Genomic DNA, 18,592 nt, shown 5'->3' with positions numbered 1-18,592 from the left:
GAGAGGGTTGGGGTGAGGGGGGCTCTCCGCGGGGACGGTGACCGTTGAGCTCGTGGAGATTCTCCCTCACCCGTAAGCCGCGCTGCGCGCGCATTGCGGCCTCTCCCCACAAGCGGGGAGAGGCGAAGAAGACAGACGACGCGCGCAAATCGGAAATCATCCAGCTAGCTTCTGATATTATTGGCTTAAAAGCCAGATCGGGAACGCCATGGCGGACCGGCGCGGAGGGTGTTATTTACCCTTCAATGGCATCTCTCCTGAGTACTTTCATCCTGCCGATCGCAGTCGGCGCCGTGGCGTTGGTGCTGCTGCTCGGTCTCATCAACATGATGCGCGGCGGCTCGCCCAACACCTCGCAGAAGCTGATGCGCTGGCGCGTGCTGCTTCAGTTCGTGGCGATCGTCATCGCGATGGTCGCCGTGTGGGCGATGGGGCGTTAACATGGTCGTGCTCAACCGCATCTATACGAAAACCGGTGACGACGGCACGACAGCGCTCGGCTCGGGTGAGCGCCGGCCGAAATATGATCTGCGCATCGAGGCCTATGGCACGGTCGATGAGACCAATGCCGCGATCGGCGTCGTCCGTCTGTACACAAAGGATGCGCCCGAACTCGACGCAATGCTCGGGCGGATTCAGAACGACCTGTTCGACCTCGGCGCGGACCTCGCGGTGCCCGAACGTGAGGGCAAGGCGGAGCGGTTGCGGGTCGTGGCGAGCCAGGTCGAGCGGCTCGAGCGCGACATCGACGCGCTCAACGACAAGCTGGCTCCCCTGACCTCCTTCGTGCTGCCGGGCGGCACGCCAGCCGCCGCCTACCTCCATGTCGCCCGTACGATTTGCCGCAGGGCGGAACGTGTGATGGTGGAACTGGCGGCCCGGCCGGACGAGCCCGTTGGTGCCGCTGGCATCCAATATATGAACCGCCTGTCGGACTTCCTGTTCGTGGCGAGCCGCGCCGCCAACGATGACGGCGCCGGTGACGTGCTCTGGGTTCCGGGCCAGAACCGCTGACCCATTGGGCCGCGCATTTCTGGGCGCCAAAATTAGACCCCTTCGCGCGTTGACCGGGCCGGATCAGGCCTTTAGGTTCCGCGCCAGTTGATAACCCCCTCCCAGATTGAGTGAAAGAGGATCGATGAAGGTCTTGGTGCCGGTAAAGCGGGTGGTCGATTACAACGTCAAGGTCCGCGTCAAGAGCGATGGATCGGGTGTTGAACTCGCCAACGTCAAAATGTCGATGAACCCGTTCGACGAAATTGCGGTCGAAGAAGCGCTGCGCCTGAAGGAAGCCGGCAAGGCGACCGAAGTCGTGGTGATCTCCATCGGACCGGCGCAGGCGTCGGAGACGATCCGCACCGGTCTCGCCATGGGCGCCGATCGCGGCATCCTGGTGAAGGCCGAGGGCGCGGTCGAGCCGCTCGCTGTCGCCAAGATCCTGAAGAAGATTGCGGACGAAGAGCAGCCGGGCCTGATCATTCTCGGCAAGCAGGCGATCGACGACGACAGCAATCAGACCGGCCAGATGCTGGCCGCGCTGCTCGGCTGGTCGCAGGCGACCTTCGCCTCGAAGCTCGAGGTTGAAGGCAGCGACTTCAAGGTCACCCGCGAAGTCGACGGCGGCTTGCAGACCGTGAAGCTGAAGGGACCGGCCATCGTGACCACCGATCTCCGTCTCAACGAGCCGCGCTACGCCTCGTTGCCGAACATCATGAAGGCCAAAAAGAAGCCGATTGCGGACAAGACCGCCGCCGATTACGGCGTCGATCTCACCGCGCGCCTCGAGGTTCTCAACACGACCGAGCCGGCGGGCCGCAAGGCGGGCGTCAAGGTCAAGGACGTCGCCGAGCTGGTGTCGAAACTCAAGAACGAAGCCGGGGTGCTCTGATGACGACGCTTCTGATTGCCGAACACGACAATGCGTCGCTCAAGGATGCGACCAACAAGGCCCTGACCGCAGCGGCCGCGCTCGGCGCGGATGTCGAGGTTCTGGTGGCCGGCGAGAATGCGAAGGCCGCGGCGGACGCGGCCGCAAAGCTTGCCGGTGTGAAGAAGGTGCTGCTCGCCGACGGCGCGCTTTACGCGCACGATCTGGCCGAGCCACTGGCCGCGCTGATCGTCTCGCTGGCTCCCGGCTACGACGCCATCGTCGCGCCCGCGACCTCGCGCTTCAAGAACGTGATGCCGCGCGTCGCGGCCCTGCTTGACGTCATGCAGGTCTCGGAAATCACCAAGGTGGTCGCCCCCGACACCTATGAGCGTCCGATCTACGCCGGCAACGCCATCCAGACGGTGAAGTCCAAGGACGCCAAGAAGGTCATCACGGTGCGCACCTCCACCTTCGCTGCAGCGGGCGAAGGCGGCAGCGCGTCGGTCGAGAGCGTCGCGGCGGCGGCCGATCCGGGCCTGTCGTCCTTTGTCGGCGAGGAAGTCGCAAAGAGCGACCGTCCCGAGCTGACCTCGGCCAAGATCATCGTCTCCGGTGGCCGCGCCATGCAGAGCCGCGAGAACTTCGCAAAGTACATCGAGCCGCTCGCCGACAAGCTCGGCGCCGGTGTCGGCGCTTCGCGTGCCGCGGTGGATGCGGGCTATGCGCCGAACGACTGGCAGGTCGGCCAGACCGGCAAGGTCGTGGCCCCCGAGCTCTATGTCGCGGTCGGCATTTCCGGCGCGATCCAGCATCTGGCCGGCATGAAGGACTCCAAGGTGATCGTCGCGATCAACAAGGACGAGGACGCGCCGATCTTCCAGGTTGCCGATTACGGCCTGGTCGCCGACCTCTACCAGGCGGTTCCGGAGCTGACCGCCGAACTCGGCAAGCTCGGCAAGTAAAACGCGCTAAAACACCGGCCGGAGCTATAAACTCCGGCCGGTGTTGCTTTTTGAGGCGTTTTCTTTGGCGTGGGACACGCCTTCGAAGCGATCCAATCTAGGTTTCGAGGCCGGGTTCTGATTAAATCGGATCTCCCGGCTCGGGGGATAGGCAGGCGCGGTTGATAGCGCGCCGTTCCGGTGGATGACATTATGGCGGCAGTAATCAAGAAGGTCGGCGTGATCGGCGCGGGGCAGATGGGCAATGGCATCGCGCATGTCGCTGCGCTGGCCGGCTTCGACGTGGTGCTCAACGACATTTCGACCGACCGCCTCAAGTCAGGCATGGCCACGATCAACGGTAACCTGACGCGCCAGGTCTCCAAGAAAGCCGTTAGCGAGGACGACAAAGCCAAGGCGATGGCGCGTATCGTGGCCGGCGAAAAGCTGGACGATCTCGCAGACTGCGATCTCGTGATCGAGACCGCGGTCGAGAAGGAAGAGGTCAAGCGCAAGATTTTCCACGATCTCTGCGCCGTGTTGAAGCCGGAGGCGATCGTTGCCTCCGATACCTCCTCGATCTCGATCACCCGGCTCGCCGCCGCCACCGACCGGCCCGAACGCTTCATCGGCATTCACTTCATGAATCCGGTGCCGTTGATGGAACTGGTGGAGCTGATCCGCGGTATCGCCACGGACGACCAGACCTTCGAGGCGTCAAAGGAATTCGTCGGCAAGCTCGGCAAACAGGTCGCGGTCTCCGAGGATTTCCCGGCCTTCATCGTCAACCGCATCCTGCTGCCGATGATCAACGAGGCGATTTACACGCTGTACGAAGGCGTGGGCAACGTGGAGGCGATCGACGCGGCGATGAAGCTCGGGGCGCACCATCCGATGGGCCCGCTGGAGCTCGCCGATTTCATCGGTCTCGATACCTGCCTGTCGATCATGCAGGTGCTGCATGAGGGCCTCGCCGACTCCAAGTACCGCCCGTGCCCGTTGCTGGTGAAATACGTCGAGGCGGGCTGGCTCGGTCGCAAGACCCAACGCGGTTTCTATGACTATCGCGGCGCCAAGCCGGTTCCGACGAGATAAGCGGTCTCGTGCCCCGGCTCTGCGGTGCGTCACTTCGTGCCGCCCGCGTCCGGAACACGGACAAAGCCCCCTACAGCGCTTCGTGACAATTCATGTCCCGTTAACCGCTCGCCTCTAGGTTACGCGCGGTACGAGGGTTTGCGTAATGGACATGATGGCGATGGTCAGCAGCATGCTGGCCTCTCAGCAAGGCGCGCTGCAGTCGAATATCTCGGCGACGCTGATGAAGCAGAACGCGGATGCGGAGAAATCCACCGTCCTGACGCTGCTCGGCGCCGGACAGCCCTCGCTCGCCAATGTCGGCGCCGGCGTCGGCGGCAACATCAACGTCACCGCCTAAACATCATCGCTTAGAACGACGCGGCGGCTTTGCCCGTCGCAGCCCGGATCAGCTTGAGCGCATCCTCGCTCGCCCATTCCGCCGGCCCCGCGATCGTCGCGATCTCGCAGCCTTGAGGATCGACCAGCACCGAGGTGGGCATGCCCAAGGCCCGGCCTATCGCCTTAAGATCCTGAAAAACCTTGGCTTTCTGATCGTTGAAATAGCCGAGCCTGATAAGATTGGCCTCTTTCAGAAACGTCTTAGGCTTCTCGGGGTCGCGGGTATCGATATTGATCGCCACCACCTCGAAATTCGGGCCTGACAGCTTGCCCTGGAGCTCGTCCAGCGCCGGCATCTCTTTTCGACATGGCACGCACCAGGTGGCCCAGAGGTTCACCAGCAGCGTCTTGCCGCGGAAATCTGACAGCTTCTTCGGCTTGCCGTCGGCGTCCTCGAAGGCCAGGTCCGGCAGCTTCAGCGGTGCGGTCGCCATGGTCAGCGCCGCTACCTCGCCATGGGCGAGCGGGGCGATCTTCTGTGCGGTGTTCACCGCCGTCCGGCAGGCGGGATCGCCGGATGGGGCCCGGCCCAGGCCCAGCCCGTACAGCGCGGCAAAGCCAGCCAGGCCTCCGACCACCACGGTGGCGATGACGGCGGGGATACGGCGCGTGGCCGACCGTGCTGTCCGTTGGTCGAGCCTGTCGTTGGGGTCGAGCATATCGTTTGTCATCCGGTCGCAGATATGGCTATCAGAGGCCTCTTAATACGGCTGGCAGCCGTCAGCAAACGTGCGGCGGCGACAGGCAAGGCGTGAGCAGGGGATCATGAGCAACAAGATGTGGGGCGGCCGGTTCTCGGAACGCCCCGACGAGATCATGGAAGAGATCAACGTCTCCATCGACGTCGATCGTCACCTCTTTGCCCAGGACATTGCCGCGTCCAAGGCCCACGCCGCGATGCTGGCCGCGCAGGGCATCATCACAGCCTCTGATGCGAAAAATATCGGCAAGGGTCTAGACACGATTTTGTCAGAGATCGGCAAGGGCGGCTTCGAATTCAAGCGCGCGCTCGAGGACATTCACATGAATGTCGAGAGCCGGCTGTCCGAGCTGATCGGCCCCGCCGCCGGCCGCCTCCACACCGCGCGCTCGCGCAACGACCAGGTCGCGACCGATTTCCGTCTCTATGTCCGCGATGTCCTCGATGAGACCGACGCCTCACTCGCCGCGTTCCAGCAGGCGCTGGTCGAGCGCGCGCTGGAGCATGCCGGAACGGTCATGCCCGGCTTCACGCACCTGCAGACCGCGCAGCCGGTGACCTTCGGCCACCATCTGCTCGCCTATGTCGAGATGGCCGCGCGCGATCGCGGCCGTTTCCAGGACGCGCGCAAGCGGCTGAACGAATCCCCGCTCGGAGCTGCGGCGCTCGCCGGTACCTCGTTCCCGATCGATCGTCACGCCACGGCGAAGGCGCTCGGTTTTGATCGTCCGATGGCCAACTCGCTCGATGCGGTTTCCGATCGCGACTTCGTGCTGGAGACGCTGTCGGCGGCCTCGATCTGCGCCGTGCACATGTCGCGCTTCGCCGAGGAGATCGTGATCTGGACCTCGCCGCTGGTCGGCATGATCCGCCTCAGCGACAAGTTCACCACGGGATCCTCGATCATGCCGCAGAAGCGCAATCCTGACGCCGCCGAGCTGGTGCGCGCCAAGACCGGCCGCGTGATCGGCGCGCTCAATGGGTTGCTGATCGTGATGAAAGGCCTGCCGCTCGCCTATCAAAAGGACATGCAGGAGGACAAGCAGGGCGCCATGGAAGGCTTCGCCGCGCTGTCGCTCGCCATCCGCGCCATGACCGGCATGGTCCGGGATCTCGTGCCTGATGAAGCGAAGATGAAGCTTGCTGCAGGCGAGGGCTACGCCACCGCGACCGATCTTGCCGACTGGCTGGTGCGGACGCTGAAGATGCCGTTCCGCGAGGCCCACCACGTCACCGGCCGCATCGTCGCGAAAGCCGCCGAGGGCGGCGTGGCGCTGCACGAGCTCCCGCTCAAGGAGATGCAGGCAATCGAAGCGAAGATCACGAAAGACGTGCTCGGCGTGCTCTCGGTCGAATCGTCGGTGAAGAGCCGGACCAGCTTCGGCGGCACCGCACCGAAGAACGTGGCATCGCAGGCCAAGGCCTGGCTGAGGCGGCTGGAAAAAGAGCGAAAATTGGGCTGAGGGGCAAAATTTCGCTTATGTTTCATGATCATCCGGGTCTCGCCAGAGCGCGCCAATCTCTGTATGGTGCGCCGCGCGTAGTGGGGATTTCGTCGTGACGTCAAAGTTTCGCCCGGCCGGCTCGGGGTGGGCCATCATTGTCTTGAGCCTGACGGCGCTCGCGCTTGCCGGCTGTGGCCGCAAGGGCCCGCTGGATCTGCCGCCGACCGCCTCCAGCGCGTCCACGGCGAACATCGCGCCACCGACCGACACCGAGACCGAAGCCGAGAGGACGCCGAGCGTGTTCAATCCCACCTATGGCGCGGACGCCGCACCGGCGGCGACCAAGGGCAAAAAGAGACCGTTCATCCTCGACCCGCTGCTGGACGAAAGACCCAGCCGATAGGCTGGGGCAACTGAGCCAACGCCATGAACCATTTTGACTATCGCAACGGCGTGCTGCACGCCGAGGCGGTGAATCTGTCCGAGCTGGCCGCAACCGTCGGCACGCCGTTCTATTGCTATTCGACCGCGACGCTCGAGCGGCACTATCGGGTTTTCACCGACGCTTTCGCCGGCGAGAAGGTGCTGGTCTGCTACGCCATGAAGGCGAATTCCAACCAGTCGGTACTGCGCACGCTGGCCAGGCTCGGCGCCGGCGCGGACGTGGTCTCCGGCGGCGAATTGAAGCGCGCGCTGGCCGCCGGCATTCCCGCCAATAAGATCCTGTTCTCCGGCGTCGGCAAGACGGAAGCCGAGCTGCGCGCCGCGCTGGCCGCCGACATCCTCTGCCTCAACGTCGAATCCGAGCCCGAGCTCGAGCTGCTGTCGCGCCTTGCGACCGAGACGGGCAAGACCGCGCGGATCTCGATCCGTGTCAATCCTGACGTCGATGCCGGCACGCATGCAAAGATCTCGACCGGCAAGTCCGAGAACAAGTTCGGCATCCCGATTACGCATGCCCGCGAGGTCTATGCCCGCGCCGCGAAGCTGCCGGGCATCGAGGTCACAGGCACCGACGTGCATATCGGCAGCCAGATCACTGACCTCTCCAAGATGGAGATCGCGTTCCGCATCCTCTCCGAATTCGTGCAGACGCTGCGCGCCGACGGCCACAACATCTCGCATGTGGATTTCGGCGGCGGCCTCGGCATTCCCTATTACATGGACCGCGAGGCGCCGCCGGCGCCCGACGCCTATGCCGCCATGGTCAAGCGCGTCAGCCACAATCTCGGCTGCACGCTGATGTTCGAGCCGGGGCGCATGATCGTCGGCAATGCCGGCATTCTGGTCGCCAAGGTGATCTATGTGAAGCACGGTGACGGCAAGAATTTCGTCATCATCGACGCCGCCATGAACGATCTGATCCGTCCGACGCTGTACGAGGCCCATCACGACATTCTGCCGGTGACGCAGCCTGCGAAGGGGGCCGCGACCATCATGGCCGACGTCGTCGGCCCGGTCTGCGAGACCGGCGACTACCTCGCGCTCGACCGCACGCTGCCGACGCCAAAGCCCGGCGACCTGATCGCCATCATGACCGCCGGCGCCTATGGCGCGGTGCAGGCCGGCACCTACAATACGAGGCCGCTGGTGCCCGAGGTGCTGGTGAAGGGCGACCAGTACGCCGTCGTGCGTCCGCGCATCGAGGTCGAGCAATTGATCGCGATGGATACGCCGGCGCCGTGGCTGTGAGGCTGTGATTGTCCACGATGAGCGCAGCTAGCGCTGCGCCCATCGCTGCATTGACCCCTACTTCTTGAACCGGTCCCTGATCGCGGCGAGGCCGGAATCATAGACGCCGCCGAGGGCATCGACCGCTTCCTTCTCCCGCCCCGGGTCGGGCGTGTAGATGCCGGTCCATGTCACCACCGACGCGCCTTCACCCTTTGCTGTGACCTTGATGGTCGACTTGTACTGGCTCACCGGCAATGGACTCGACAGGAACGCGTAGGAATAGCTGAAGTCCTTGTCGTTCCGCGCAGTCTGCGTCTCCACGAACGAAGCCTTGCCGTCCCTGGTGACGAGCGTCCGGGTTGGCGGCGACTTGCCGTCCGCAATGCACTGCCCCACCGGCGGCAGCCAATCCTTGATCGCGCAGAACGGCCCGATGACGGACCACACCTCGGCCGCAGCACTGCTGACCTCGATGCTCCTCGTCAGATTGGCTGCGGATGCCGGCATGACGCCGACGCCCAGGCCGAGGGTGCAAATCGCGGCGCTGCGAACCGAAACGAGCAATCTGGAAGCCGCTGAATCGTATTTCTTCATGGTAATCTCCTGTGTCCGGCGGGCCGTGATTGCGGCGGCCGGCTTGCCAATGCCGGTCGAATAGACGCTCACCACGGTCCGCGGCCAGTTCAGAGAATGAATCGCTGCTGATACAGAAACTGAACTAGGAAGCCGCGCGCCGCGGCCCTAAGCTTGCGCCTTCGCTTGTCACGGAGGCCCGCATGACCATCGGCAGCTACAGGCAGTTCTGTCCGGTCGCGATGGCGGCCGAGATATTATGCACGCGCTGGACCGTCGTACTGCTACGTGAACTCGTCGCCGGCTCGACCCGGTTCAACGAGTTGCGCCGCGGCGTTCCCCGCATGTCGCCTGCGCTGCTTTCCCAGCGCCTGAAGGAACTCGAAGCTGCAGGCATCGTGATCCGCCAGCCGTCGACTTCCGAGCGCGGCGTGATCGAGTATCAGCTGACCGCCGCCGGACGCGAACTCGGCCCCATCGTCGAGGCGTTCGGCATCTGGGGCCAGCGCCGCATCGAGTCGCATCTGTCGCTTCAGCATCTCGATGTCCAGCTGTTGATGTGGGACATGCGGCGGAATCTGAACACGACCCCGATGCCGACCCGCCGCAGCGTGCTGCAGTTCGCCTATCCGGAAATGCCTTCGACGCAGCGATTGTGGTGGCTGATCGTCGATCCCGACGACGGCGTCGACCTCTGCTCGATTGATCCCGGTTTCGACGTCGACCTTTACGTGTCGGTTGATCTGCGCACCATGACGGCGATCTGGATGGGACTCGATACCGTGCGCGCGGCCGTCGCAAGCCGGCGGATGCTGCTCACCGGCGACCGGCAGCTTGCCGCGGCCATGCAAAGCTGGCTGGGCCTCAGCCCGTTCGCCAAGGAACGCAAGCTGGCGAGCTGATCCAGGGCGGCGCAATTCAGTATTTGTATCGCCCCGCTACAGTTCCCGTACTGGCGAGCCCGCGCCGTGTTCTGGCACCCAAATGATGCCCGCCTGTATCAACGCGGAGCTGAACTCGAGCCAGGAGACACGACATGACAGCGTATCTGATCGCGGACATCAAAGTGACTGACGGAAAGTGGGTGCCGGACTACGCAGCGTCCGTCCACGAGTTGGTGCACAAGCATGGCGGCAAGTATCTTTCCCGCAGCGGCAATGTGAAAACCCTTGAAGGTGCCCCTCTCGACACATCGCTGATCGCGATCATGTCGTTTCCAACCGCGAAGGCAGCGGAGTCCTTCGTCGCTGATCCCGCCTACGGCCGCTTCGCGGCAGCGCGCAGGGGCGGCAGCGAGAGCCGCTTCCAGTTGATCGACGATACGGACTTGGCCGGCACGATCCCCTATCTCGCCAAGGCTTGAACTGCGTCTTCGTCAAACACTCGGCCGCAGGCGCAGACGTGCCCGGCCAACACAGGAGATTGGAATGAACGGTTCACTCGCCGGCGCTGGCCTGCTTCGCATGCTTTTCGTAGCTTGCAGCGTGGCCTTCCTGCTCGGACTTTCCGGCGTCGCGTCGGCCCGGGTCACGCGGTGCGACATCACATGGGTCAGCTGCAACAACACCTCTGCGAAATGCTCGAGCGAGAGACGGTGCATGCGCAGGTGCGACGAGAAGTACATCAAATGCAGCGGGGGCTCGGCCTCCCTGCAACTGGAGCAGCCGATCGACCTTCCGGACCTTGGCAGACGCCGCACGTAGCAGATCGATCCAAGGAGGACAGCGCAGCGCCGGTCGTCGGCGCTGCGTTCTCGTGTTGGCGCTAGCTGGGTGGCCTGCCGCCAACCACGACGCCCGCCTTCTTCTCGATCGGCTTGATCGCCGCGGTGAAATCGGACTCGGCGCCTTCCGCGCTGAGGACCGTCTCCCACAACCGCCCGACCGCATCTGCGACCTCCATCGACAGGCCGAGCTGCTTCATCTCCTCCAGCGCCAGCCGCACGTCCTTCACCATCAGTCCCGTGGCGAAGCCGAAGTCGAAGCTGCGCGGCAGCACCGCGCGCGGAAACTTGTCGCGGCTTGCGGTGTTCATGCCGGAGCCGGCATTGATGACGTCGATCATCACGGCAGGATCGAGCCCTGCCTTGACGCCCATCACCACCGCTTCCGAGGTCGCCACGATCGCGGTGGCCGACAAGAAGTTGTTGGCGAGCTTCATGGTCTGCGCCGCGCCGGGCTTCTCGCCGATGAAGAACACCTTTCCGATGATGTCGAGCGCGGGCTTGAGCAGCTCGAACTCGGTCTTCGGCCCCGAGACCATCACCGCGAGCGTGCCCTTCTCGGCGCCGCCGACGCCGCCGGAGACGGGGCAGTCGATCTGCACGATGTCATGCTTGGCGAGCAGGCCGTGAATCTTCACTGCCATCGCCGAGCCGACGGTGGAGAGATCGATGAAGCGTTTGACGCGGCTTCCCTCGATCACGCCGTCCGGTCCCGTCGCAACCGCGAGCGACGCCTGCAGCGAAGGCAGGCTCGCCATGACCGTCTCGACCTGGTCGGCGACCTCCTTCGGCGACATCGCCGCGATGGCGCCGCGCGCCACCAGCTTGTCGACGGCCTCCCGGCGCGTGTCGAACACGACGAGCCGGTTGCCGGCCTCGATCAGCCGCCGCGCCATCGGGAAACCCATGTTTCCGAGGCCGATGAATCCGATGTCCATGGTGTTTCCTTGTGTTGAATGTTCGTTGTTGTTGATCGCGCGCATCCATCCTCGGTGTCGTCCTGGCGAAAGCCAGGACCCATTACCCCAGGGAGAGGTTGTGGCGCGAAGTGGCAACTCCGAGTCCCCGTAACCACACCTGCCGGGGGCTATGGGTCCTGGCTTTCGCCAGGACGACGTGGGAGAGGGACGTCGCGTCCCCGTCCCTCACGCCGGCACCGCTCACGCCTTGCCGTCGATCTCCGCGAACACCTCGCGCGCGATTCGAAAACTGTCGACCGCGGCCGGCATGCCACCATAGATTGCGACCTGCATCAGGATCTCGCGGATCTCGTCGCGGCTGACGCCGTTGGTGAGGGCGCCCTTCAGATGCGCGCGGAATTCGTGCTGACGATTGAGGATCGCGATCATCGCGATGTTGAGCATGCTGCGGGTCTTGCGCGGCAGCTCCTCGCGGCCCCACACGGTGCCCCAGCAATATTCGTTGAGCATCTCCTGGAACGGACGGTTGAAATCGTCGACGGTCTTCAGGGCGTTGTTGACATAGGCCTCGCCCAGCACCGCTTTGCGGACTTCCAGGCCCTTGTCATGCATCTTCTTGTCCATGGCGTTTCCTTTGCTTCTCTTGCGTTTTTCTTGGCTGGCGGCGCGGAAATTACGGGGTTGCGGCGGGTCAGTCACGTCCTCGTGTTATGCGGGAAAAGGGGTGTCTCCCGTACAGGAACGGATGCCTCAGTGCTGCCGTTGTGGTACGCTTCTCTACCGGGCAACCTGGAGAGTTGATTGAACGGCGTCACCCCCGACCCGTCAGACCCGATCCGCGATGGCGACGCTCTGTCGCGGCTGAAGCTGGCGCAAGCCCTGCAGCGGGCCACTTATGCCATCGCGTGGGAGCGTGCCTGGCCGAATTTGGCGCGGCTTCTCACTGTCGTCGGCCTGTTCCTTGTGGTGTCCTGGGCCGGCCTCTGGCTGGCGCTGCCCTTCATTGCCCGCGCTATCGGGCTCGTGGTTTTCGCCGGCATCGCGATTGCCGTCCTGTTCCCGTTGAGTCGCTTTCGCTGGCCGAGCCGCGAGGAGGCGCTGGCCCGGCTCGATCGCGGCTCCGGCATCCGTCATCGGCCGGCCACCACGCTGACGGACACGCTGAGTTCGCAGGACCCGGTTGCGCAGGCATTGTGGCGGGCGCAGCGTGAGCGCACGTTGGCTTCGATCAAGCGCATCCGCGCCGGTCTGCCGAGGCCCCGGCTCGCTCTGCATGATCCCTGGGCGCTGCGCGCGCTGGTCATGGTGATGCTGGTTGCGACGTTCTTCGCCGCCGGCGACGAGCGTGCGATGCGGCTCGGAGCCGCCTTCCACTTGAACGGCATGCTGGCCCCGGCGAATGTTCGCGTCGATGCCTGGGTCACGCCGCCGCTCTACACCGGCAAGCCTCCGGTCATCCTGTCGGCCGCGAACAAGGAGGCCGCGGCGCTGCCGGCCAGCGGCCCGCTTGCCGTTCCCGCTGGTTCGACCCTGATCGTTCGCTCCTCCGGCGGCAGCCTGGATGTTGCCGTCTCCGGCGGCCTCAAGGAGGTCGCGCCTACCGAAGCTGCGCCCAAGGGCACCAACGAGAAGCATTTTACCATCAGCGGCGACGGCACCGCGCATGTCCGTGCGCCCTCTGGCCAGCCGCAATGGGCGTTTGCGGCAACGCCGGATCGTGCGCCGACGATCGCGCTGGCCAAGGATCCCGAGCGCCAGGCCCGTGGCGGACTCCAGCTCACCTACAAGGTCGAGGACGATTACGGCGTCACCGGCGCCGACGCACAAATCGGCCTGCGTCCCGCCGACGCCAAAGATGGTGTCAAGGATGGCAGCAAGGAGGCCGACACCAAGGCTGCCGCGCGGCCGCTATTCCAGCCTCCGCAATTCCCGCTCGTGCTGCCGAATGCGCGCACCCGCAACGGCGTCGGCCAGACGGTGAAGGATCTCAGCGAGGATCCCTATGCCGGCGCCGATGTCACGCTGACCCTCACCGCCAAGGACGAGGCCGGCAACGAGGCCCGGAGCGAGCCCTTCAACATGCGCCTGCCCGAGCGACTGTTCACCAACTCGCTCGCGCGCGCGCTGGTCGAACAGCGCCGCATCCTCGCGCTCGACGCCAACAAGAATTCGGATGTCTACGCCGCGCTCGACGCGCTGATGATCGCGCCCGAATTGTTCACGCCGGATGCGGGCTGCTATCTCGGCCTGCGCAGCCTGGCGCTGCAGCTGGAAGCCGCCCGCACCGACGACGCGCTGCGCGATGTGGTGGGAAGCATGTGGGCGTTCGCGGTCACCATCGAGGACGACGGTGTCGCCGGCAGCGTCAACGCCGCGCTGCGCTCGGCCCAGGACGCGCTCAAGCGGGCGCTGGAACGCGGCGCCAGCGAGGACGAGATCAAGGCGCTGACGCAAAAGCTTCGCGAGGCGATGGCCGGCAAGGTGCGCGATCTCGCCCGGCGCGCCGAGCAGAATCCGCTTGGACCGCGGCAGCCTTTCCCGGCAGAGGTTCAGCTCATCCTCGACAAGTCTGTCGAGCTGAAACAAAAGACCCAGAACGCCACGCCCGAGCAGCTCGAAGAGCTGGCGAAGCAGCAGGACGCGTTGCGCGAGCAGCTTCAGGCCTATCGCAAGTCGGCGAACAACCGGGCGAAGCCGGGCAACGACGGTGCCAACCAGTCGACGCGAGACCGTAAATGCGGAAGCTAGCACGCGTGCCAGTCTTGAAGGCGATCTCGATCGCCTGCCTCGCCTTCCTGTTGGGAGGCGTCTCGCCCGTGGCTGCCCAGCAGGATCAGGATGTCGATGCCCTGCTCGATGGCGCTGAAAAGGCGATGCAGGATTCCGGCGACAGCCTCAGGCAGAAGGAATCCGGCAAGAGCCTCAACAATCAATCCGATGCGATTCAGAAGCTCGAGGACTACAAGCGCGCGACGGAAAAGAGCCAATCCTCCAATCGCGATCGTTCCGTCATCACGCAGCGCGACCTCGACGAATTGCTGAAGCAAATCGAGAAGGCGGCGCGCGAAGGCAACAAAGAAGCGGCTCAGCGCATGCTCGAGCAGCTCGCGCAGATCATGGAAAATCTCCAGATGGCGCAGCCCGGGCAATCCGGCGACAGCGACATGGAGCAGGCGCTCAACGAGCTCAGCGACATGATCCGCAAGCAGCAGCAATTGCGCGACAAGACTTTCAAGCAGGGCCAGGATTCCCGGCGTGAGCGCTCGCGCGGCAAGCAGCAGGGCGACCAGTCGATGTCGGACCTCCAGCAGGATCAGCAGTCGCTGCGGGATCGCCTGAAGAAGCTGCAGGACGAACTCGCCAAGCGCGGCCTCACGCAGAAGGGGCAAAAGGGCCAGAAGAGCCAGGGCCAGAAGGGGCAAAAGGGTCAGCAGGGCGAGCAGGGACAGCCGGGCCAGGATGGCGATCAGGACGGCGACCAGGGCGATGACGACGGCAGTCTGGACGCCGCCGACGGGGCCATGGGCGATGCCGGCTCGCAGCTCGGCGAAGGCAATTCGGATGGTGCCGTGGACGCGCAGGGGAAAGCGCTCGAGGCCTTGCGCAAGGGCGCGCAGAAGATGGCCGAGGCGATGCAGCAGGGCGATGGCGACGGGCAGGGCGATGGTCCCGGCAACCGGCCCGGCCGCCAGCAGAGCGGCGGCAATCAGACCGATCCGCTCGGCCGCCCCCTTCACGGCCGCGATCTGAGCGACGACTACACGGTCAAGATCCCCGGCGAGATCGACGCCCAGCGCGTCCGGCGCATCCTCGAGGAGCTCCGCCGCCGCTTGGGGGATAGCTCGCGCCCGCAGATCGAACTCGACTACATCGAGCGGCTGCTGAAGGATTTTTGAGGTTGTCGCAGCTTTCGTAGCCCGGATGAGCGAAGCGATATCCGGGGCCGCCGGTCCCGCACGTCGCTGCGCTCATGCGGGCTACAAGCTACGACCCCGCCTGCTACCCCTTCTTCGCCGCCAGCGCATCCGCCACCGCCGTGCGGATGTCGGCGACCGAGAACGGCTTGGTCACGACGTCATGCACCAGCGCATTGAGATTCGAGGCGCGCTCGCGCTGGTCGGCAAAGCCGGTCATCAGCAGAATGGTCAAATCGGGGAAATCGCGTGCGACGGAAAGCGCCAGCGCGATGCCATCCATCACCGGCATCTGGATGTCGGTGAGCAGCAGGTCGAACTGGCCGCCCGCGCGGGTCAGGATCTCCAGCGCCTCGGCGCCGTCTTGTGCGGTGACGATCTCGTGCCCGTCCATGGCGATGGCGCGTGCCACCAGCTGGCGCATCGAATCCTCGTCGTCGGCGATCAGGATTTTGGACATGAGACGAACCTTGACCTGCGAAATCGATTATACGCTGCCGCCGGCGATGTCGCGCCGGTTGAAGAAGCGAACGTCGATATTGCGGCCCTCCGGGGGCGGCGAGGCCAGGCGCGAGCGGAAGAAGGCGCGCTCGCCGGGCTGTAGCACGGTCTGTTCCAGAACGGTGTTCCAGGCGTAGATTTCCGCGCCTTGCGCGTCGCGCACCGCGAAGCGCAACCGGGGAATGTCGAGCGGCTTCTTGCCCTGGCCCACGATCACGCCCTCGATCACCAGCACCTGCTTACCGTCCACGGTCTCGCTGGAGAGCTTGACGTCCTTGAAGGCCAGTGCGCGCAGGTTAACTTCGAGGCCGACCATCCTGTAGAAGGCGGCCGTCTGCGGCAGCAGTCGCACCATATCGCCGCGCCAGATCACCAGCGCCAGCACTAGCGCGCCCATGGCGGCGCAGGCGGTTGGCAGGCCGAAATGGGATTTTCGCGGGGCCGCGGTGGCGACTTGACGGCGCACTCGGGCGCCGCGGCGACGGCCGAACAGGCCTTGGAACCAGGACTGGTGCTGTTCGCCGACGACTTCCTCCTCGACGGACCGGGCAGCCGCCGACCATTCGTCTTCGGTGTCGCTGGTCTCCTGGTCCGGCCAGTCGCTGGCGATCGAGGGGCTGTCAACGACAGGCGCGTCAGCTGCGCCGTCGTCCTGGGCAAATGAGTTCCACTGCTCGGCGAGATCGGACTGGTCGTCGGCCCGGCTGGCTGCGGCCATGGCCGGGACAGATGCCTCCTCGATGGCATCCTCGGCATGGGCGACCCAGGTTTCCTTGCAACGGGAACAGCGCACGGTCCGGCCGTTCGCCCCAAGGCTCGCGGGCTTGATGGCGTAGGATGTCGTACAATGAGGGCAGACGATATGCATGGACGAGCCTTGATGCATGGACAAGTCTTGACGGTGACACGGTCGCGGAGAACCGAGAGGGAAAGATGCTACCAATTATGCTACAGGACGACCGTTAACGAACCGGAAACCATAACGGCCGCAAAACCCGTTGATCGCGCGGAGCGGAGCACAGCCGTGCGGCCCGCGGCCTCTCTCGAACGGAGCTGAGCTTGGTTCGGTTCGAAAATGTCGGATTGCGTTACGGCCTGGGGTCCGAGGTCCTGCGCGACCTCAACTTCCAGATCCCGGCGCATTCTTTCCAGTTTCTCACTGGCCCGTCCGGCGCCGGCAAGACCTCATTGCTGCGCCTGTTGTTCCTCTCGCATCGACCGACGCGGGGCCTCGTCAATCTGTTCGGTCACGACATCTCGCAGCTCGGCAAGGACGAAATCGCAAACTTGCGCAAGCGCATCGGTATCGTGCTCCAGGATTTCCGCCTGCTCGACCACATGACGACCTATGAGAACGTCGCGCTGCCGTTCCGCGTCATGGGCCGCAGCGAATCGAGCTACCGCAAGGAGGTCATCGACCTCCTGAAATGGGTCGGGCTCGGCGAACGCATGGACGCGCTGCCGCCGATCCTGTCCGGCGGCGAGAAGCAGCGCGCGGCGATCGCGCGCGCGGTGATCTCGCGACCGCAGCTGCTGCTGGCCGACGAGCCGACCGGCAGCGTCGATCCGACGCTCGGCCGCCGCCTGCTGCGGCTGTTCATCGAGCTCAACAAGTCAGGTACCGCCGTCATCATCGCCACCCACGATATCGCCCTGATGGACCAGTACGAGGCGCGACGCTTCGTGCTGCACCAGGGACGGCTGCACGTCTATGAGTAGGCCCGACGAGCGCGGCGTGCTGGTCGATCTCGGACAGGAGGGTCCGCCGCTTCCGGCCAGGGCGCGCAACATGTCGCCGATCGTGCCGCGCGCCTCGATCCACGGCCGCGCGCTGGTCGCAGTCGTCGCCATCATGACCTTCCTGGCCTCGATGACGACCGGCACGGTGCTGCTGGTGAGCGCCTCCGCCGCCGAATGGCAGTCGGATGTCGCGAGCGAGATCACCATTCAGGTCCGCCCGCAGACGGGCCGCGATCTCGAACGCGACACCGCGGCGGTGGCCGAGGCGATGCGCGCGCAAGCCGGCATCGTCGAGGTCAAGCCGTTCACGAAGGACGAGAGCGGCAAGCTGCTCGAACCCTGGCTCGGCACCGGGCTGTCGATGGACGATCTGCCGGTGCCGCGCATGATCATCGCGCGCGTGCAGCCCGGCACGGCGCTTGATCTCGGCGCCTTGCGCGCCCGCGTGACCCAGGTGGCGCCAAGCGCCAGCGTCGACGATCACCGCGCCTGGATCGAGCGCATGCGCTCGATGACCAACGCCACAGTGCTCGCCGGCCTCGGCATCCTCGCGCTCGTCATCGTCGCCACCATCATCTCGGTGTCGTTCGCGACCCGCGGCGCCATGGCGGCGAACCGTCCGATCGTCGAGGTGCTGCATTTCGTCGGCGCCGGCGACCGCTACATCGCCAACCGCTTCCTGCGTCATTTCCTCAGGCTGGGGCTGGAGGGCGGCGTGATCGGCGGTGGCGCCGCCATGCTGGTGTTCGGCTTCTCCGAGTCGATTGCAGGCTGGTTTTCCGGCACCCCCGTCGGCGACCAGTTCGCCGCGCTGCTCGGCACCTTCTCGCTGCGGCCGTCCGGCTACATCGTGCTCGCGGTGCAGGCCGTGCTGATCGGCGCCATCACCGCGGTCGCCTCGCGCCAGACGCTGTTCGCGACGCTGAATGATGTCGATTGAAATGGTTTTTTTCCTTCTCCCCTTGTGGGAGAAGGTGGCGCGAAGCGCCGGATGAGGGGTTCTATCCACGTGCACGAACGTCGAGGCGAGTTTGCGGAGACATACCCCTCACCCGTGGGGGGGGGCGGCCCGGGGCGCCCCCCCCCCCCCCCCCCCGGGGGGGGGGGGGGGGGGG

General features: G+C 65.0%; 21 protein-coding genes. 15 read left to right on the top strand and 6 right to left on the bottom strand.

All coding sequences use genetic code 11. The features are described 5' to 3' along the window. Positions 1-245: 245 nt before the first annotated feature. The 6 genes from AC0L3K_RS21455 to AC0L3K_RS21430 all read left to right on the top strand — a co-directional run bounded on the left by AC0L3K_RS21455 (position 246) and on the right by AC0L3K_RS21430 (position 4,246). Positions 246-440 (top strand): twin transmembrane helix small protein, encoded by a 195-nt coding sequence (locus AC0L3K_RS21455; protein WP_027514161.1) that lies wholly within the window; start codon positions 246-248, stop codon positions 438-440. Position 441: 1 nt separating this feature from the next. Continuing rightward, positions 442-1,014, top strand: coding sequence for a cob(I)yrinic acid a,c-diamide adenosyltransferase (locus AC0L3K_RS21450; RefSeq protein WP_354199939.1), 573 nt, complete (start codon positions 442-444; stop codon positions 1,012-1,014). A gap of 124 nt (positions 1,015-1,138) precedes the next feature. Further along, positions 1,139-1,888 carry an electron transfer flavoprotein subunit beta/FixA family protein gene (locus AC0L3K_RS21445; RefSeq protein WP_354169110.1) on the top strand — a complete coding sequence of 250 codons (750 nt, stop codon included), beginning with the start codon at positions 1,139-1,141 and terminating at the stop codon, positions 1,886-1,888. Further along, entirely contained in the window at positions 1,888-2,832 is a 945-nt protein-coding gene (locus AC0L3K_RS21440; protein WP_007597340.1) for an electron transfer flavoprotein subunit alpha/FixB family protein, read from the top strand. The genes AC0L3K_RS21445 and AC0L3K_RS21440 overlap by 1 nt, the downstream gene beginning before the upstream one ends. 192 nt (positions 2,833-3,024) lie before the next feature. Next, positions 3,025-3,906 (top strand): 3-hydroxybutyryl-CoA dehydrogenase, encoded by an 882-nt coding sequence (locus AC0L3K_RS21435; protein ID WP_007597339.1) that lies wholly within the window; start codon positions 3,025-3,027, stop codon positions 3,904-3,906. Positions 3,907-4,051: 145 nt separating this feature from the next. Next, complete coding sequence (locus AC0L3K_RS21430) at positions 4,052-4,246, top strand: putative motility protein (RefSeq protein WP_007597338.1); 195 nt, start codon at positions 4,052-4,054, stop codon at positions 4,244-4,246. A 10-nt stretch (positions 4,247-4,256) separates the two neighbouring features. Here AC0L3K_RS21430 and tlpA read toward each other — a convergent pair whose 3' ends face one another. Then, the gene (gene tlpA / locus AC0L3K_RS21425; RefSeq protein ID WP_354126839.1) at positions 4,257-4,946 is read right to left on the bottom strand and encodes a thiol:disulfide interchange protein TlpA; all 690 of its coding nucleotides are present in this window, start codon (positions 4,944-4,946) and stop codon (positions 4,257-4,259) included. 106 nt (positions 4,947-5,052) lie between these two features. On the opposite strand from tlpA, the gene argH reads away from it, so the two are divergent. The 3 genes from argH (at position 5,053) to lysA (ending at position 8,124) form a co-directional block, all read left to right on the top strand. Continuing rightward, positions 5,053-6,450, top strand: a complete 1,398-nt coding sequence (gene argH, locus AC0L3K_RS21420) for an argininosuccinate lyase (protein ID WP_219680488.1) — start codon at positions 5,053-5,055, stop codon at positions 6,448-6,450. Positions 6,451-6,544: 94 nt separating this feature from the next. Next, positions 6,545-6,835, top strand: coding sequence for an LPS translocon maturation chaperone LptM (gene lptM, locus AC0L3K_RS21415; protein WP_007597331.1), 291 nt, complete (start codon positions 6,545-6,547; stop codon positions 6,833-6,835). 23 nt (positions 6,836-6,858) lie between these two features. Beyond that, positions 6,859-8,124, top strand: a complete 1,266-nt coding sequence (gene lysA / locus AC0L3K_RS21410; RefSeq protein WP_354126838.1) for a diaminopimelate decarboxylase — start codon at positions 6,859-6,861, stop codon at positions 8,122-8,124. A 57-nt stretch (positions 8,125-8,181) separates the two neighbouring features. Here lysA and AC0L3K_RS21405 read toward each other — a convergent pair whose 3' ends face one another. Continuing rightward, entirely contained in the window at positions 8,182-8,700 is a 519-nt protein-coding gene (locus AC0L3K_RS21405) for an SRPBCC family protein (RefSeq protein WP_354126837.1), read from the bottom strand. A 182-nt stretch (positions 8,701-8,882) separates the two neighbouring features. Here AC0L3K_RS21405 and AC0L3K_RS21400 point away from each other — a divergent pair, with 182 nt between their 5' ends. Further along, positions 8,883-9,581, top strand: coding sequence for a winged helix-turn-helix transcriptional regulator (locus AC0L3K_RS21400; RefSeq protein WP_007597325.1), 699 nt, complete (start codon positions 8,883-8,885; stop codon positions 9,579-9,581). A gap of 134 nt (positions 9,582-9,715) precedes the next feature. Continuing rightward, positions 9,716-10,042, top strand: coding sequence for a DUF1330 domain-containing protein (locus AC0L3K_RS21395; RefSeq protein WP_219680482.1), 327 nt, complete (start codon positions 9,716-9,718; stop codon positions 10,040-10,042). Between the two features lie 401 nt (positions 10,043-10,443). Here AC0L3K_RS21395 and AC0L3K_RS21390 read toward each other — a convergent pair whose 3' ends face one another. Both AC0L3K_RS21390 and AC0L3K_RS21385 read right to left on the bottom strand, forming a co-directional pair. Continuing rightward, positions 10,444-11,340, bottom strand: coding sequence for an NAD(P)-dependent oxidoreductase (locus tag AC0L3K_RS21390; RefSeq protein WP_354126835.1), 897 nt, complete (start codon positions 11,338-11,340; stop codon positions 10,444-10,446). A 222-nt stretch (positions 11,341-11,562) separates the two neighbouring features. Beyond that, entirely contained in the window at positions 11,563-11,946 is a 384-nt protein-coding gene (locus tag AC0L3K_RS21385) for a carboxymuconolactone decarboxylase family protein (RefSeq protein WP_007597318.1), read from the bottom strand. A gap of 177 nt (positions 11,947-12,123) precedes the next feature. Between AC0L3K_RS21385 and AC0L3K_RS21380 the strand changes: the two genes are divergently transcribed. Together AC0L3K_RS21380 and AC0L3K_RS21375 are read left to right on the top strand one after the other, a co-directional pair. Next, a complete protein-coding gene (locus AC0L3K_RS21380; RefSeq protein WP_219680475.1) occupies positions 12,124-14,070 on the top strand; it encodes a TIGR02302 family protein in 1,947 nt (648 codons plus the stop codon). Beyond that, on the top strand, positions 14,058-15,218 hold the full coding sequence (locus tag AC0L3K_RS21375) for a DUF4175 family protein (RefSeq protein ID WP_007597314.1): 1,161 nt from the start codon (positions 14,058-14,060) through the stop codon (positions 15,216-15,218). Before AC0L3K_RS21380 ends, AC0L3K_RS21375 begins: the two co-directional genes overlap by 13 nt. 103 nt (positions 15,219-15,321) lie before the next feature. Here AC0L3K_RS21375 and AC0L3K_RS21370 read toward each other — a convergent pair whose 3' ends face one another. Continuing rightward, on the bottom strand, positions 15,322-15,696 hold the full coding sequence (locus tag AC0L3K_RS21370) for a response regulator (RefSeq protein WP_007597312.1): 375 nt from the start codon (positions 15,694-15,696) through the stop codon (positions 15,322-15,324). 27 nt (positions 15,697-15,723) lie between these two features. Then, positions 15,724-16,605 (bottom strand): MJ0042-type zinc finger domain-containing protein, encoded by an 882-nt coding sequence (locus tag AC0L3K_RS21365; RefSeq protein ID WP_007597311.1) that lies wholly within the window; start codon positions 16,603-16,605, stop codon positions 15,724-15,726. A gap of 191 nt (positions 16,606-16,796) precedes the next feature. Between AC0L3K_RS21365 and ftsE the strand changes: the two genes are divergently transcribed. Together ftsE and AC0L3K_RS21355 are read left to right on the top strand one after the other, a co-directional pair. Further along, on the top strand, positions 16,797-17,456 hold the full coding sequence (ftsE, locus tag AC0L3K_RS21360) for a cell division ATP-binding protein FtsE (RefSeq protein ID WP_007597309.1): 660 nt from the start codon (positions 16,797-16,799) through the stop codon (positions 17,454-17,456). After that, positions 17,449-18,417 carry a cell division protein FtsX gene (locus AC0L3K_RS21355; protein WP_354199938.1) on the top strand — a complete coding sequence of 323 codons (969 nt, stop codon included), beginning with the start codon at positions 17,449-17,451 and terminating at the stop codon, positions 18,415-18,417. Before ftsE ends, AC0L3K_RS21355 begins: the two co-directional genes overlap by 8 nt. Positions 18,418-18,592: the final 175 nt, after the last annotated feature.

It is taken from the genome of Bradyrhizobium sp. MI1.10, from assembly GCF_055811035.1.
The sequence above is the reverse complement of the archived record's forward strand: the minus strand, read 5'-3'. Positions and strand labels throughout refer to the sequence as shown.